The following is a 14,207-nucleotide window of genomic DNA, read 5'->3' on the forward strand; positions in this document are numbered from 1 at the left end:
TGTTGCTAAAAGGCCGGATTATCCGGCCTTTTTTATTTCTGGGGATCGCTAAGCCCCATCATGTACAATCCCCGCTTTCTTCATCCACAAGGGACAAAAAATGGACAAACGTTTTGTTCAGGCCCATAAAGAAGCGCGCTGGGCGCTGTGGCTGACCCTTCTCTATCTCGCCGCATGGTTAGTAACTGCTTACTTACCTGATTCAGCGATTGGCATTACCGGCCTCCCGCACTGGTTTGAAATGGCCTGCCTGCTGCTGCCGCTGGTGTTTATCCTGCTGTGCTGGGCGATGGTGAAATTCATCTATCGCGATATTTCACTGGAGGACGATGATGCAGCTTGAAGTCATTCTGCCCCTTATCGCTTACCTGTTCCTGGTGTTTGGCCTGTCGGTTTATGCGATGCGTAAACGTTCGACCGGCACCTTTCTGAACGAGTATTTCCTCGGGAGCCGCTCAATGGGTGGCGTCGTGCTGGCCATGACGCTGACCGCCACGTACATCAGCGCCAGTTCGTTTATTGGTGGCCCCGGCGCCGCTTATAAGTACGGGCTGGGTTGGGTACTGCTGGCAATGATCCAGCTGCCTGCCATCTGGCTCTCTCTGGGCATACTGGGTAAAAAGTTTGCCATTCTGGCCCGTCGCTACAATGCCGTAACGCTGAACGATATGCTGTTTGCCCGCTATCAGAGTCGCTTGCTGGTATGGCTGGCAAGCCTGAGTCTGCTGGTGGCGTTTATTGGCGCAATGACGGTGCAGTTTATCGGCGGGGCGCGACTGCTGGAGACGGCAGCCGGTATCCCCTATGAAACAGGTCTGGTCATTTTCGGTGTGAGTATCGCGCTGTATACCGCGTTTGGCGGGTTCCGCGCCAGCGTACTCAACGACACAATGCAGGGGATGGTGATGCTCATTGGCACCCTCGTTCTGCTGGTAGGTATCGTGCATGCCGCAGGAGGCCTGAGCCATGCGGTTGAAACCCTGGAAGCGATCGATCCGAAACTGGTCTCACCGCAGGGGGCGGATGACATCCTCTCTCCAACCTTTATGACCTCGTTCTGGGTACTGGTGTGCTTTGGCGTGATTGGCCTGCCCCATACTGCCGTGCGCTGCATCTCATATAAAGACAGCAAAGCGGTGCACCGCGGGATCATTATCGGGACAATTGTGGTGGCGATCCTGATGTTCGGTATGCATCTGGCGGGCGCGCTGGGACGCGCGGTGATCCCTGACCTTACCGTACCGGATCTGGTCATTCCGACCCTGATGGTGAAAGTGCTTCCGCCGTTTGCCGCCGGGATTTTCCTCGCCGCACCCATGGCGGCCATTATGTCGACCATCAACGCTCAGTTGCTGCAAAGTTCCGCTACGATCATTAAAGATCTCTATCTGAATTTGCGCCCTGAACAGGTCGAAAATGAGCGACGCCTCAAGCGTATGTCGGCGGTGATTACCCTGGTGCTGGGGGCGTTGCTGCTGCTGGCCGCATGGCGTCCACCGGAGATGATCATCTGGCTGAACCTGCTCGCCTTTGGCGGGCTGGAGGCCGTTTTCCTGTGGCCGCTGGTGCTGGGGCTGTACTGGGAACGCGCGAATGCCGCGGGCGCATTAAGCGGCATGATTGTCGGGGGCGTCCTGTATGCCGTTCTCGCCACGTTTAAAATTCAGTATCTGGGCTTCCATCCGATCGTGCCTTCGTTACTGTTAAGTTTACTGGCGTTTGTGGTGGGAAACCGTTTTGGTCGACCGGTGCCACAAACTGTCCTGATTTCTACTGATAAATAAAGAGTTTTGCCATGCCGTGGATCCAATTAAAACTGAACACAACCGGCGCGAACGCCGAAGAACTGAGTGATGCGCTGATGGAGGCCGGTTCGGTCTCTATCACCTTCCAGGACACGCATGACACGCCGGTCTTTGAGCCGCTGCCAGGCGAAACGCGCCTGTGGGGTGATACGGACGTTATCGGCCTGTTCGATGCAGAAACCGACATGAAAGAGGTCGTGGCGATTCTGGAAAACCATCCGCTGCTGGGCGTGGGTTTCGCGCATAAAATTGAACAGCTGGAAGACAAAGACTGGGAACGCGAGTGGATGGACAACTTCCATCCGATGCAGTTTGGTCAGCGTCTGTGGATCTGCCCAAGCTGGCGTGAAGTTCCCGATAAAAACGCCGTCAACGTGATGCTGGATCCGGGTCTGGCGTTCGGCACCGGCACCCACCCGACAACCTCCCTGTGCCTGCAATGGCTGGATGGCCTGGATCTGGAAGGCAAAACCGTGATCGACTTCGGTTGCGGATCCGGGATCCTTGCTATCGCGGCGCTGAAACTGGGCGCCGCCAAAGCCATCGGGATCGACATCGATCCGCAGGCGATTCAGGCCAGCCGTGATAACGCCGAGCGTAATGGCGTTTCCGATCGCCTTGAACTGTATCTGCCCGATGCACAGCCAGAGGCGATGAAAGCCGATGTTGTGGTCGCGAATATCCTGGCTGGCCCGTTACGCGAGCTGGCGCCGTTAATCAGCGTGCTGCCGGTTGAAGGCGGTCTGCTGGGCCTGTCCGGTATCCTTGCCAGCCAGGCAGACAGCGTCTGTGAAGCCTACGCCGATCTCTTCGCGCTCGACCCGGTGGTCGAGAAAGAAGAGTGGTGTCGCATCACCGGCCGTAAAAAATAAGCGTTTGGCGTGGTCGTCTGACCACGCCTTTTCCCTTCGGTTTTTTCTCCCGCCTTCTTCCTTTCTTCGATAAAATAACCGCACAAATCATAATGTTAATCATTGATTTGGATAATAAAATTCACAGGAAGAATATGATGAAACACATTTCAGGCAAGGCAGCGCTGCTGGCGCTGAGCATGATTTCGGCTACGGCTTACGCATCACACTGGAGTTATCAGGGAGAAGGCGCACCGGAACACTGGGGCGAACTGGACGAGGCGTACAAGACGTGTAAAAGCGGAATGTATCAGTCGCCTGTTAACATAGATAACACGGTCGAAGCCCACATCTCTCCGCTGGAAACGCACTATATCGACGGCCCGGTCCTTCTGACAAACAACGGCCATACTATCCAGGCAAGTGAAAATGCCGATACACGCGACAGCATCACACTTGATAAACAGCGCTGGACGTTACAGCAGTTCCATTTCCATGCGCCATCCGAAAACACGGTGCACGGTAAAAAATACGCAATGGAAATGCATCTGGTCCATAAAAACGCTGACGGCGAACTGACGGTCGTTGCCGTTATGTTCGATCAGGGCGCGGCAAACACTGAACTGGATAAACTCTGGGGCGTGATGCCTGGACAGGTTGACCAGAACGTAACGATTAAGCCAACCCTCGATATGAATAAATTACTGCCCACGGATAAAACCTACTGGCGTTTTAGCGGCTCTCTGACCACGCCACCGTGTTCAGAAGGGGTGACATGGCTGGTGCTCAAGCATCCGCTGACCGTCTCTGCTGAACAGCTGCAAAAATTCACTCACACCATGCACCACGAAAACAGCCGCCCGGTTCAGCCGCTTCATGGCCGTCTGGTTGTTGAATAAGTCGATTTTGTACGTTGATATCCTGTGCTGAAATGCGACGCAGATCGCAAAGAAGCGTCATAATCTGCTGCTTATAGCAGCAGATTATCCCGGACAATTGATCCATTTATTCAGAAATGATGAGAAGTTACGGGAAATTGTAAGCGCCCAAAAAATGTTCATTTATTCATAACGCAATGATTTAAATAGCGAATAATCTTATCCAAATAGAATGACTGGCGATTCCTTGATCTACAACAGAGGATTGTTCAAAGTTTGGCCTTTCATCTCGTGCAAAAAATGCGTAATATACGCCGCCTTGCAGTCACAGTATGGTCATTTCTTAACTCATGCGCATCGGACACCACCAGCTCAGAAATCGCCTGATCGCAGCCCCAATGGCAGGTATTACCGACCGGCCGTTCAGGACGCTGTGTTACGAGATGGGAGCAGGCCTGACCGTTTCCGAGATGATGTCGTCTAACCCGCAGGTTTGGGAAAGCGATAAGTCCCGCCTACGGATGGTGCACATTGATGAACCAGGTATCCGCACCGTGCAAATTGCCGGAAGCGTGCCTGAAGAGATGGCAGATGCCGCGCGTATTAACGTGGAAAGTGGCGCCCAGATTATTGATATCAATATGGGTTGCCCGGCCAAAAAGGTGAATCGCAAGCTTGCAGGTTCAGCCCTTCTGCAATACCCCGACCAGGTGAAGTCAATCCTGACGGCGGTTGTCAGCGCAGTGGACGTTCCTGTTACGTTGAAGATTCGCACGGGTTGGTCGCCGGAACACCGTAACTGCGTAGAGATTGCCCAACTGGCCGAAGACTGTGGCATTCAGGCCCTGACCATTCATGGACGCACTCGCGCCTGTTTGTTCAACGGTGAAGCTGAATACGACAGCATTCGGGCAGTTAAGCAGAAAGTTTCCATTCCGGTTATCGCGAATGGCGACATTACTGACCCGCTTAAAGCCAGAGCTGTGCTCGACTATACGGGAGCTGATGCTCTGATGATAGGACGTGCCGCTCAGGGAAGACCCTGGATCTTTCGGGAAATCCAGCATTATCTGGACACTGGGGAGCTGCTTGCCCCACTGCCTCTGGCAGAGGTTAAGCGCTTGCTTTGTTCGCATGTTCGGGAACTGCATGACCACTACGGCCAGGCAAAAGGGTACCGAATTGCGCGTAAACACGTCTCCTGGTATCTCCAGGAGCACGCTCCAAATGACCAGTTTCGGCGCACATTCAACGCCATTGAGGATGCCAGCGAACAGCTGGAGGCGTTGGAGGCATACTTCGAAAATCTTGCGTAATGAAATAAAGAGCTGACAGAACTATGTTCGAACAACGCGTAAATTCTGACGTACTGACCGTTTCTACCGTTAACTCTCAGGATCAGGTGACTCAAAAGCCCCTGCGTGACTCGGTTAAACAGGCACTGAAGAACTATTTTGCTCAACTGAACGGTCAGGATGTTAATGACCTGTATGAGCTGGTACTGGCTGAAGTTGAACAGCCACTGTTGGACATGGTGATGCAATACACCCGTGGTAATCAAACCCGCGCTGCCCTGATGATGGGCATCAACCGTGGTACCCTGCGTAAGAAACTGAAAAAATACGGCATGAACTAATTTCGATTAGCTAACTGCTTGTTTAAAAAGGCGCTCTTCGGCATGGGGAAGCGCCTTTTTTATCGTCCGGACGGGCAACCGTCAATGCTTTGTAAACCTTCTCTTTCCCCACTTTTCAACGCCCGCTTTTCGTGTATATTTCCAGCAACTTACAGGCTCTCTTTTCACGGAATGACACATGATTCGTAAATACTGGTGGCTGGTCGTTTTTGCTGTCTCTGTTTTCATTTTTGATGCGCTGCTGATGCAGTGGATTGAACTGATGAGCACCGAAACCGATAAATGTCGCAATATGAATTCCGTGAACCCGCTTAAACTGGTCAACTGCTCAGAGCTGGACTAACCGCTTCCATCCTGTCCCCCCCTGTTATCACTCAATAAAAACAGGGATTTAAATCACTTTTCGTCATTTCCTGACGATGATAATGTCTGTGCCCTTTCCAACCGCTCTTGCTTAACGTCTCACAACGAGTGAACAGACCATGCTGGTTAGCCAATACAACCAAATCCTCGTAGTCATCTCCTTTGTTGTTGCCATTCTTGCCGCCTATACCGCGCTGAATATGGCTGCGCGCGTTGCCGGAAGCCAGGGCATCGCTGCACGCGTCTGGCTGGCAGGTGGCGGTGTTTCGATGGGGATTGGCGTGTGGGCGATGCATTTCATCGGTATGCTGGCGATGGATCTTTCCATGAGCATGAGTTACAACGCGGCCCTGACCGTGCTTTCGATGGTTATCTCCATCAGCTCGTCAATGTTCGCCCTGTGGCTCGTTAGCGGCGAGCAGCTACGTTTGCGTCGGTTACTGCCTGGCGCCGTCGTGATGGGAACGGGCATTGTTGCCATGCACTACACCGGTATGGCTGCCCTGGAGGTCACACCGGGTATTGTCTGGGATAAAACGTGGGTGGCTATCTCTGTGGTCATTGCCCTTGCCGCTTCACTGGCCGCTCTTTGGCTGACGTTCCGTTTACGTCAGGAAGCTGCACGAATGGCGTTGATGCGGCTGGGGGCGGCGATCACCATGGGCATCGCTATCGCTGGCATGCATTACGCTGGCATGGAAGCAGCACAATTTCCGATGTCGACGATGGTCCACCATCATGGCATTAACGGGAGCTGGCTGGCGATACTGGTTAGCGTGGTCGCGCTCGCTATTCTGGGGATTACGCTGCTGGTGTCGATGTTCGATGCCCGCCTTCAGGCTCGTACCTCGCTGCTGGCCTCATCACTGGCAGAAGCGAACCGTGAACTCGCACAGCTGGCGTTGCATGATACGCTGACGCGATTACCCAATCGTATTCTGCTTGAGGATCGCCTCGATCAGGCCATCAGCAAGGCCGATCGCGAAGGAAGCCCTTTCGCGCTGATGTTTATGGATCTCGACGGCTTTAAAACCGTCAACGATGCCTATGGTCATGATGTCGGTGACAAGCTTCTGGTAGCGGTGACTCAGCGTTTGCTGTTGCAGTTGAAAGGCCAGTACACGCTGGCGCGTATCGGTGGGGATGAATTCGTCCTGCTGGCCGAAACCGCCACTCCGGATGATGCTGCCTCACTGGCAAATTCACTGGTGCGCGTCATTGATAGCCCGTTCCATCTCGATCCTTATGAACTGATGGTCACCCTGAGCATTGGCATTGCGCTCTATCCACACGATGGCAAAACCGATCGTGAACTGATGTTTAACGCTGATGCTGCGATGTACCACACGAAACATATGGGTCGTAACGGCTATCACTTCTTCCAGCCGTCAATGAATACGCTGGCGCAGACGCATCTTCAGCTGATGAATGATCTGTGGCAAGCCATCGACCGTAATGAGTTACGCCTGCTTTATCAACCTAAATTCCACGCTCCTGCCGGGCCAGTCCTCGGGTTCGAAGCGCTGTTACGCTGGCAGCATCCCAAACAGGGGTTACTCTCCCCTGACCTGTTTCTACCGCTGGCAGAGAAAACGGGGCTGATTATTCCGATTGGAAACTGGGTAATCGACGAGGCCTGCCGCCAGCTGCGTGAATGGCATCTTCAGGGCCACACGGACTGGTCAATGGCGGTGAATCTTTCTACATTGCAGTTCGAACAGCCGTCGCTGGTTAAAACAGTTCTCGATTGTCTGACGCGCCATAGCGTACCGCCCGGCATGTTGATCCTGGAGGTGACCGAAACCACGGCAATGAACAATCCGGACGAAAGCGTGCGTGTCCTGACAGCGCTGACGGATGCGGGAGTAAAAGCCTCGATAGACGATTTTGGCACCGGTTACTCAAGCCTTCTGTATCTTAAGCGACTCCCCGCCTGCGAGTTGAAAATCGATCGTGCTTTTGTGAAAGAGTTAAGTGGTGAGAGCGAAGATGCGACGATTGTCTCGGCGATTGTCGCCCTGGCAAAAACGCTGAATCTGAAGGTCGTGGCGGAAGGGGTCGAAACCGCAGCGCAGCAAACCTTTCTGACAGAACTGGGATGCAATACGCTACAGGGTTACCTGCTGGGCAAACCGATTACCGCGCAAGCTATTATGGAACAGTGCCAGCACGGGGAGATGTCGCCACCCCGGACGCGGTCATGAGGCTGTATCGTAAACCACTGGCGCCACTCGGGTGATATTTAGTGTCGCCAGAATATTATCCACCAGCGCCGGTGCTTGTTTGTACAGATTAAAATTGTTGCTATCCATTAACCAGTTTTTAATGACACCGCTAAAAAAGGCGTGGAAAACAATCAGCGCCAGTTCAATATTGGTTTGCGAAGAGATAACGTTACGAGCAATGCATCGCTTTAGCGTCTTGCGAAGATAATCATCGTTTAAACCGATCCGCTTTCGTATTTCACATTCTGAAATCACATCGTCATGAAATTCACACTTATGATACAAAATTTGTAAAAGCGCATATTGCCGCGGCTCGCTCGCAATATATTGCAGTGCGACAATAAATTGTTCACGAAGCATTAACAAAGGGTCGTCATTTTCGGAAAGTATTAACCTGTCACGAATCATCTCACGCATCGGCAATTGCTGATCCCATATTGCATTAAATATTTCCGCTTTACTCGAGAAATGCCAGTAAACCGCCCCGCGAGTGAGTTGAGCAGCATCGGCGATGTCGGTAAGCGTGGTGCTGGACACGCCACGCGTCGCGAATAGCCCGATAGCGGCTTCAATCAGCTGCTGGCGGGTCTTTTGAGCCTCTTCTTTCTTTTTGCGCGCCATAACCTGCTACTCATTACTCATAAGATTGATACGTTATCAAAGGATATTGCCGTGGTCGTGTAGTCAAAGTATTAACCAAAACCCGTGTTAATTTTGCACAAAAAAAGTCAATTCATTTAATTTATAATTCACGTGAATAAATCGAATACATAAAATTCATAAAATATATGAATAGCATTCACCGAAAACATTTCGTTGATTATCCTGACAGAAAAAGAATACCGAATGCACTGTGTCAGATTCCGATTTTTACTTTTAAAAGCTCCATCAGCACTTATAAATTAAAAAACATTAAACACCCTCATTATTATACGCGGCTACATTTCTATTTTTTGCCTCACACCCTTTCACCGATTCATGGCAAATATCGGCTCAAGGGTAGTTTAAGGAACAGTAATGACGAATCACTTCAGATGCTTACCCTTATCCGGTTTCATTGTCTGTGCCGCGCTGCTCACCGGGTGCGATGGGCAAGAAAACCCACAGCAGCATGCGCAAGCTCCTCAGGTCAGTGTTCATATTGTTAAAAGCGCGCCACTGGCCGTAACGACAGAATTGCCCGGCAGAACTGACGCGTATCGTGTTGCGGAGGTTCGTCCCCAGGTAAGTGGTATCATTCTGCACCGTAATTTTACCGAAGGCAGCGACGTTAAAGCGGGTGAATCCCTTTATCAAATCGATCCGGCCACCTATCAGGCAGCCTACGACAATGCGAAAGGTGAACTGGTAAAAGCACAGGCGGCGGCGAATATCGCCCATCTGACGGTGAAACGTTACGTTCCGCTGGTTGGTACGCAATATGTGAGCAAGCAGGAGTACGATCAGGCGGTGGCAACTGCCCAGCAGGCGGATGCGAGCGTGGTTGCCGCGAAGGCTGGCGTTGAAAGCGCGCGGATCAACCTGGCCTATACGAAAGTCACATCCCCAATCAACGGGCGTATAGGTAAATCCAGCGTCACCGAAGGGGCGTTAGTCACTAATGGCCAGGCAACTGCACTGGCGACGGTTCAGCAACTCGATCCCATTTATGTCGATGTGACGCAATCCAGCAGCGATTTTATGCGCCTGAAGCAGCAGACGAGCCTGCAAAAGGGAGACACCAGCAGCGTCGAGTTGCTGATGGAAAATGGCCAGCCTTATCCGCTGAAAGGAACGCTCCAGTTCTCTGATGTCACGGTAGATGAAAGTACCGGCTCAATCACCCTTCGCGCCCTCTTCCCTAACCCACAGCATATGCTGTTACCGGGTATGTTTGTCCGTGCGCGCATCGATGAAGGTACGCAACCTGATGCCATACTGGTTCCCCAGCAGGGAGTAACCCGTACACCACGCGGAGATGCCACCGTGCTTGTGGTAAATGAGAAAAACCAGGTGGAATCACGCACTGTCGTTGCACCGCAGGCGATTGGCGATCGCTGGCTGATCACGGAAGGCCTCAAAAACGGCGACCGCGTCATTATCAGCGGCCTGCAAAAAGTTCGCCCTGGCGTCACCGTCGTGGCTATTCCTGATACCGCAGCGACTCCAGCCAGTTAAGGAATAACGACATGGCTAATTTCTTTATTCAACGGCCTGTTTTCGCCTGGGTACTCGCCATCATTCTGATGATTGCGGGCGGGCTGGCCATTTTAAAACTACCGGTCGCGCAATATCCGACCATTGCGCCGCCGGCGGTTGCGGTGACAGCAACCTACCCGGGCGCTGATGCCCAGACGGTACAGGACACCGTCACTCAGGTTATCGAACAGAACATGAACGGTATCGATAATTTGATGTACATGTCGTCCACCAGTGATTCCGCTGGTAACGTCACCATTACGCTGACGTTCGAGTCGGGTACAGATCCTGATATTGCGCAGGTGCAGGTTCAGAACAAACTCCAGCTCGCCATGCCGCTGCTGCCACAAGAAGTGCAGCAGCAGGGGATCGGCGTGGAGAAATCCAGCAGCAGCTTCCTGCTGGTTGCAGGCTTTGTGTCGGACAATAAAAACCTCACGCAGGATGATATCTCCGACTATGTCGCTTCTAATGTAAAAGATGCGATCAGCCGTACTTCCGGCGTCGGTGACGTGCAGCTGTTCGGTGCCCAGTATGCAATGCGCATCTGGCTGGACAGCAACGCGATGAACAAATATCAGCTCACGCCGCTGGATATCATTAACCAGCTAAAAACGCAGAACGACCAGATTGCTGCGGGCCAGTTGGGCGGAACACCGTCCGTACCTGGGCAGCAACTGAACGCCTCAATTATTGCTCAAACGCGTCTGAAATCGCCGGAGGAGTTTGGTCGTGTGACGCTGAAGGTGAACCAGGACGGTTCAATGGTCCACCTGAAAGATGTGGCCCGCATTGAGCTGGGTGGCGAAAACTACAATATGGTCACCAAAATCAATGGCCAGGCAGCAACGGGGCTGGGGATCAAGCTGGCGACTGGCGCAAACGCGCTGGATACCGCTGCCGCCATCAAGAGTAAACTGGCGCAGTTGCAGCCCTTCTTCCCTCAGGGCCTGAAAGTCGTGTATCCGTACGACACCACACCTTTCGTGAAGATCTCAATCCATGAAGTGGTGAAGACGCTGTTTGAAGCGATTGTTCTCGTGTTCCTGGTGATGTACTTGTTCCTGCAAAACCTGCGGGCAACGCTTATTCCGACTATCGCCGTGCCCGTGGTGTTACTGGGCACCTTTGCGGTACTGGCTGCGTTCGGGTTCTCCATTAACACCCTGACGATGTTCGGGATGGTATTGGCGATAGGTCTGCTCGTCGATGACGCCATCGTGGTGGTCGAGAACGTAGAACGCGTCATGGTTGAGGACAAGCTGCCGCCAAAAGAGGCGACGCAGAAGTCGATGGAGCAAATCCAGGGCGCCCTGGTGGGCATTGCCATGGTGCTTTCGGCGGTATTTATTCCGATGGCATTTTTTGGTGGTTCAACCGGGGCTATCTATCGCCAGTTCTCGCTGACCATTGTCTCCGCGATGGCCTTGTCGGTACTGGTGGCGTTGATATTAACGCCTGCTCTTTGTGCAACGCTGCTCAAACCGGTTTCCAGCGAACATCATGAAAAGAAAGGTGGTTTCTTCGGCTGGTTTAACGCGCTCTTTGATAAAAGTGTGGAGCATTACAGCAACAGCGTGAGCGGCATTTTACGTAAAACCGGCCGCTATCTGCTGGTTTACGTCATCATCGTCGGCGGCATGGCAGTTCTGTTCCTGCGCCTGCCTTCCTCCTTCCTGCCGGAAGAGGATCAGGGGGTGTTTATGACGATGGTTCAGTTGCCGGCAGGGGCGACGCAAATGCGTACTCAGCAGGTACTCGATCAGGTTCAGGATTATTACCTGACGAAAGAGAAAGCGAACGTTGAATCGGTCTTTACCGTAAACGGGTTTAGCTTTAGCGGACAGGGACAGAACTCCGGTATCGCTTTCGTCAGCCTGAAGCCATGGGAAGAACGTCCGGGCAAGGAAAACGGCGTTGAGGCGATTGTCAGCCGCGCGACGAAAGCGTTCAGCCAGATCAAAGACGGTCTTGTATTTCCGTTTAACCTGCCTGCCATTATTGAACTGGGTACCGCAACAGGCTTTGACTTTGAACTGATTGACCAGGCAAACCTGGGGCATACGCAGTTAACCCAGGCGCGTAACCAGCTGCTGGGCATGGTGAGAGAACATCCTGACTTACTGGTTCGCGTGCGTCCTAATGGACTGGAAGATACGCCACAGTTCAAGCTGGACGTCGATCAGGAGAAGGCACAGGCGCTGGGTGTGAGCGTGTCTGACGTCAATCAGACGATTTCAACAGCGCTGGGTGGCACCTATGTGAACGACTTTATCGATCACGGACGGGTGAAAAAAGTTTATGTCCAGGCTGATGCTCGCTTCCGTATGCTACCCGGAGACATTAACGGCCTGTATGTGCGTAGCGCTAACGGCGAAATGGTGCCTTTCTCTGCCTTTAGCAGCTCTCACTGGGTGTACGGTTCACCGCGTCTGGAACGTTACAATGGGATGCCATCAATGGAGATCCTCGGTGAGTCTGCCCCTGGCAAAAGTACCGGTGAGGCAATGGCGTTGATGGAAAGCCTTGCGTCAAAACTGCCTTCCGGCATCGGCTACGACTGGACGGGGATGTCTTATCAGGAACGACTTTCCGGGAATCAGGCTCCGGCGCTGTACGCCATCTCACTGATTGTGGTGTTCCTGTGTCTGGCGGCCCTCTATGAAAGTTGGTCAATTCCCTTCTCGGTCATGCTGGTTGTGCCGCTGGGGGTGATCGGCGCGCTTCTGGCTGCATCAATGCGAGGGCTGAACAATGACGTTTACTTCCAGGTTGGTCTGCTTACGACAATTGGTTTATCAGCCAAGAACGCCATACTGATCGTTGAGTTCGCCAAGGATCTCATGGATAAAGAAGGCAAAGGGATTATCGAAGCCACGCTTGAAGCCTCGCGTATGCGTCTGCGTCCTATCCTGATGACTTCCCTGGCATTCATCCTTGGTGTTATCCCTCTGGTCATCAGCAGCGGTGCTGGTAGTGGGGCACAAAATGCGGTCGGGACGGGCGTGATGGGCGGGATGCTGTCAGCCACCCTGTTGGCCATTTTCTTTGTTCCTGTTTTCTTTGTGGTTGTCCGGAGACGGTTTACAAAGCACAAGGATTAATGAAAACCATAAAGGCACCTCTGGTGCCTTTTTTATTTCCTGAAAACAATGTAAAAACACTTCCCCTCTTCACATTTCCTCCATTAATAATCAGTGCCCGCGCTTTTTTCTTCATAATTTTTACAATCCACACAAATTGAGATTATTCCCCGTGCTGCATGGTATTAGTGCGGTGGTAAAATAATCATCAGTTCGTTAATTGCTGTATCGGCTCTTTAGCGAATAAGCGATCATATTGAGGTAACATCATGAAAAGATTCCTTTCCGTTGCACTTCTCGCTGCGCTGCTTGCTGGTTGCGCGCACGACTCTCCATGTGTACCGGTATACGACGATCAGGGGCGACTGGTTCACACCAATACCTGTATGAAGGGCACTACCCAGGATAACTGGGAAACAGCAGGTGCGATTGCTGGTGGCGCCGCGGCAATCGCTGGCCTGACACTCGGTATTGTCGCCCTGACTAAATAAGGCTTCTAAAAGCGCGGCCATCGCCGCGCTTTTATTTTTCCCTGATATAAGGAACGTATATTCCTCATCACGAATAGCATCAGATATTAATTAAATTCAATACGCTACCTTACTCCCCGCTATACCCCATACCTGTACATAACATTTAATTGATTTAACGCTGCTGCGAGCCAGCATAATGCATTCCACAACTTCAGTTTCAGTAGGGTAAAACGCTTTAATACGTCCGTAAGGTATTAATGGCGACAGCAGGAATATCGAATGAGGGAATTGGTTTGGCTGGAGCGATAACGCAAAAAGGCCATCCTTTCGGATGGCCTTTCTACTTGTTTGATGTCTGGCAGTTCCCTACTCTCACATGGGGAGACCCCACACTACCATCGGCGCTACGGCGTTTCACTTCTGAGTTCGGCATGGGGTCAGGTGGGACCACCGCGCTAAAGCCGCCAGACAAATTCTTTTACTTCTTGCCGAACTTTAACCTAAGTATAAAGTGGTGCTGATACCCAGAGTCGAACTGGGGACCTCACCCTTACCAAGGGTGCGCTCTACCAACTGAGCCATATCAGCACGCTAAATTTGATGCCTGGCAGTTCCCTACTCTCACATGGGGAGACCCCACACTACCATCGGCGCTACGGCGTTTCACTTCTGAGTTCGGCATGGGGTCAGGTGGGACCACCGCGCTACAGCCGCC

The 14,207-nt window shown here is 52.3% G+C and carries 12 protein-coding genes, 1 tRNA gene and 2 rRNA genes; 11 read left to right on the forward strand and 4 right to left on the reverse strand.

The window, feature by feature from the left end:
- Positions 1-100 precede the first annotated feature (100 nt).
- From ACJTMZ_RS16130 to ACJTMZ_RS16165, 8 genes are all read left to right on the forward strand, one after another.
- Positions 101-343, forward strand: coding sequence for a YhdT family protein (locus tag ACJTMZ_RS16130; RefSeq protein WP_003860385.1), 243 nt, complete (start codon positions 101-103; stop codon positions 341-343).
- The gene (gene panF / locus ACJTMZ_RS16135) at positions 333-1,784 is read left to right on the forward strand and encodes a sodium/pantothenate symporter (protein ID WP_032669089.1); all 1,452 of its coding nucleotides are present in this window, start codon (positions 333-335) and stop codon (positions 1,782-1,784) included. The genes ACJTMZ_RS16130 and panF overlap by 11 nt, the downstream gene beginning before the upstream one ends.
- A gap of 11 nt (positions 1,785-1,795) precedes the next feature.
- Complete coding sequence (gene prmA / locus ACJTMZ_RS16140; RefSeq protein WP_015572021.1) at positions 1,796-2,677, forward strand: 50S ribosomal protein L11 methyltransferase; 882 nt, start codon at positions 1,796-1,798, stop codon at positions 2,675-2,677.
- Positions 2,678-2,814: 137 nt separating this feature from the next.
- Entirely contained in the window at positions 2,815-3,555 is a 741-nt protein-coding gene (locus ACJTMZ_RS16145; protein ID WP_063405495.1) for a carbonic anhydrase, read from the forward strand.
- 329 nt (positions 3,556-3,884) lie between these two features.
- Entirely contained in the window at positions 3,885-4,850 is a 966-nt protein-coding gene (gene dusB, locus ACJTMZ_RS16150; RefSeq protein ID WP_015572023.1) for a tRNA dihydrouridine synthase DusB, read from the forward strand.
- A gap of 23 nt (positions 4,851-4,873) precedes the next feature.
- Positions 4,874-5,170 carry a DNA-binding transcriptional regulator Fis gene (fis, locus tag ACJTMZ_RS16155; RefSeq protein ID WP_000462905.1) on the forward strand — a complete coding sequence of 99 codons (297 nt, stop codon included), beginning with the start codon at positions 4,874-4,876 and terminating at the stop codon, positions 5,168-5,170.
- Positions 5,171-5,348: 178 nt separating this feature from the next.
- Entirely contained in the window at positions 5,349-5,513 is a 165-nt protein-coding gene (locus ACJTMZ_RS16160) for a DUF2556 family protein (RefSeq protein WP_003860373.1), read from the forward strand.
- A gap of 139 nt (positions 5,514-5,652) precedes the next feature.
- Complete coding sequence (locus tag ACJTMZ_RS16165; RefSeq protein ID WP_252010984.1) at positions 5,653-7,737, forward strand: EAL domain-containing protein; 2,085 nt, start codon at positions 5,653-5,655, stop codon at positions 7,735-7,737.
- Here the strand turns inward: ACJTMZ_RS16165 and envR are convergent.
- Positions 7,732-8,379 (reverse strand): acrEF/envCD operon transcriptional regulator, encoded by a 648-nt coding sequence (gene envR / locus ACJTMZ_RS16170; RefSeq protein ID WP_015572025.1) that lies wholly within the window; start codon positions 8,377-8,379, stop codon positions 7,732-7,734. The genes ACJTMZ_RS16165 and envR overlap by 6 nt on opposite strands.
- Positions 8,380-8,775: 396 nt before the next feature.
- On the opposite strand from envR, the gene ACJTMZ_RS16175 reads away from it, so the two are divergent.
- From ACJTMZ_RS16175 to ACJTMZ_RS16185, 3 genes are all read left to right on the forward strand, one after another.
- Positions 8,776-9,915 (forward strand): efflux RND transporter periplasmic adaptor subunit, encoded by a 1,140-nt coding sequence (locus tag ACJTMZ_RS16175; RefSeq protein WP_015572026.1) that lies wholly within the window; start codon positions 8,776-8,778, stop codon positions 9,913-9,915.
- 11 nt (positions 9,916-9,926) lie between these two features.
- On the forward strand, positions 9,927-13,040 hold the full coding sequence (locus ACJTMZ_RS16180) for an efflux RND transporter permease subunit (RefSeq protein WP_015572027.1): 3,114 nt from the start codon (positions 9,927-9,929) through the stop codon (positions 13,038-13,040).
- Between the two features lie 248 nt (positions 13,041-13,288).
- Positions 13,289-13,510: a lipoprotein gene (locus ACJTMZ_RS16185; RefSeq protein WP_003860364.1), complete on the forward strand. Its 222-nt coding sequence runs from the start codon at positions 13,289-13,291 to the stop codon at positions 13,508-13,510.
- A 335-nt stretch (positions 13,511-13,845) separates the two neighbouring features.
- Here ACJTMZ_RS16185 and rrf (ACJTMZ_RS16190) read toward each other — a convergent pair.
- The 3 genes from rrf (ACJTMZ_RS16190) to rrf (ACJTMZ_RS16200) form a co-directional block, all read right to left on the reverse strand.
- Positions 13,846-13,961 (reverse strand): 5S ribosomal RNA (gene rrf / locus ACJTMZ_RS16190).
- Positions 13,962-14,004: 43 nt separating this feature from the next.
- Positions 14,005-14,080, reverse strand: a tRNA-Thr gene (locus ACJTMZ_RS16195).
- Between the two features lie 14 nt (positions 14,081-14,094).
- Positions 14,095-14,207, reverse strand: a 5S ribosomal RNA gene (rrf, locus tag ACJTMZ_RS16200); the annotation flags it as partial.

Origin of the sequence: Enterobacter sp. DN (assembly GCF_046054285.1) — a bacterium.
GTDB lineage: Bacteria > Pseudomonadota > Gammaproteobacteria > Enterobacterales > Enterobacteriaceae > Enterobacter > Enterobacter hormaechei_C.

Coding starts and splice junctions, on each gene's coding strand:
- dusB (WP_015572023.1), top strand. CDS start 3,885: ATGCGCATCGGACACCACCAGCTCAGAAATCGCCTGATCGCAGCCCCA.
- ACJTMZ_RS16180 (WP_015572027.1), top strand. CDS start 9,927: ATGGCTAATTTCTTTATTCAACGGCCTGTTTTCGCCTGGGTACTCGCC.
- ACJTMZ_RS16145 (WP_063405495.1), top strand. CDS start 2,815: ATGAAACACATTTCAGGCAAGGCAGCGCTGCTGGCGCTGAGCATGATT.
- panF (WP_032669089.1), top strand. CDS start 333: ATGCAGCTTGAAGTCATTCTGCCCCTTATCGCTTACCTGTTCCTGGTG.
- ACJTMZ_RS16130 (WP_003860385.1), top strand. CDS start 101: ATGGACAAACGTTTTGTTCAGGCCCATAAAGAAGCGCGCTGGGCGCTG.
- ACJTMZ_RS16160 (WP_003860373.1), top strand. CDS start 5,349: ATGATTCGTAAATACTGGTGGCTGGTCGTTTTTGCTGTCTCTGTTTTC.
- ACJTMZ_RS16175 (WP_015572026.1), top strand. CDS start 8,776: ATGACGAATCACTTCAGATGCTTACCCTTATCCGGTTTCATTGTCTGT.
- fis (WP_000462905.1), top strand. CDS start 4,874: ATGTTCGAACAACGCGTAAATTCTGACGTACTGACCGTTTCTACCGTT.
- ACJTMZ_RS16185 (WP_003860364.1), top strand. CDS start 13,289: ATGAAAAGATTCCTTTCCGTTGCACTTCTCGCTGCGCTGCTTGCTGGT.
- prmA (WP_015572021.1), top strand. CDS start 1,796: ATGCCGTGGATCCAATTAAAACTGAACACAACCGGCGCGAACGCCGAA.
- ACJTMZ_RS16165 (WP_252010984.1), top strand. CDS start 5,653: ATGCTGGTTAGCCAATACAACCAAATCCTCGTAGTCATCTCCTTTGTT.
- envR (WP_015572025.1), bottom strand. CDS start 8,379: ATGGCGCGCAAAAAGAAAGAAGAGGCTCAAAAGACCCGCCAGCAGCTG.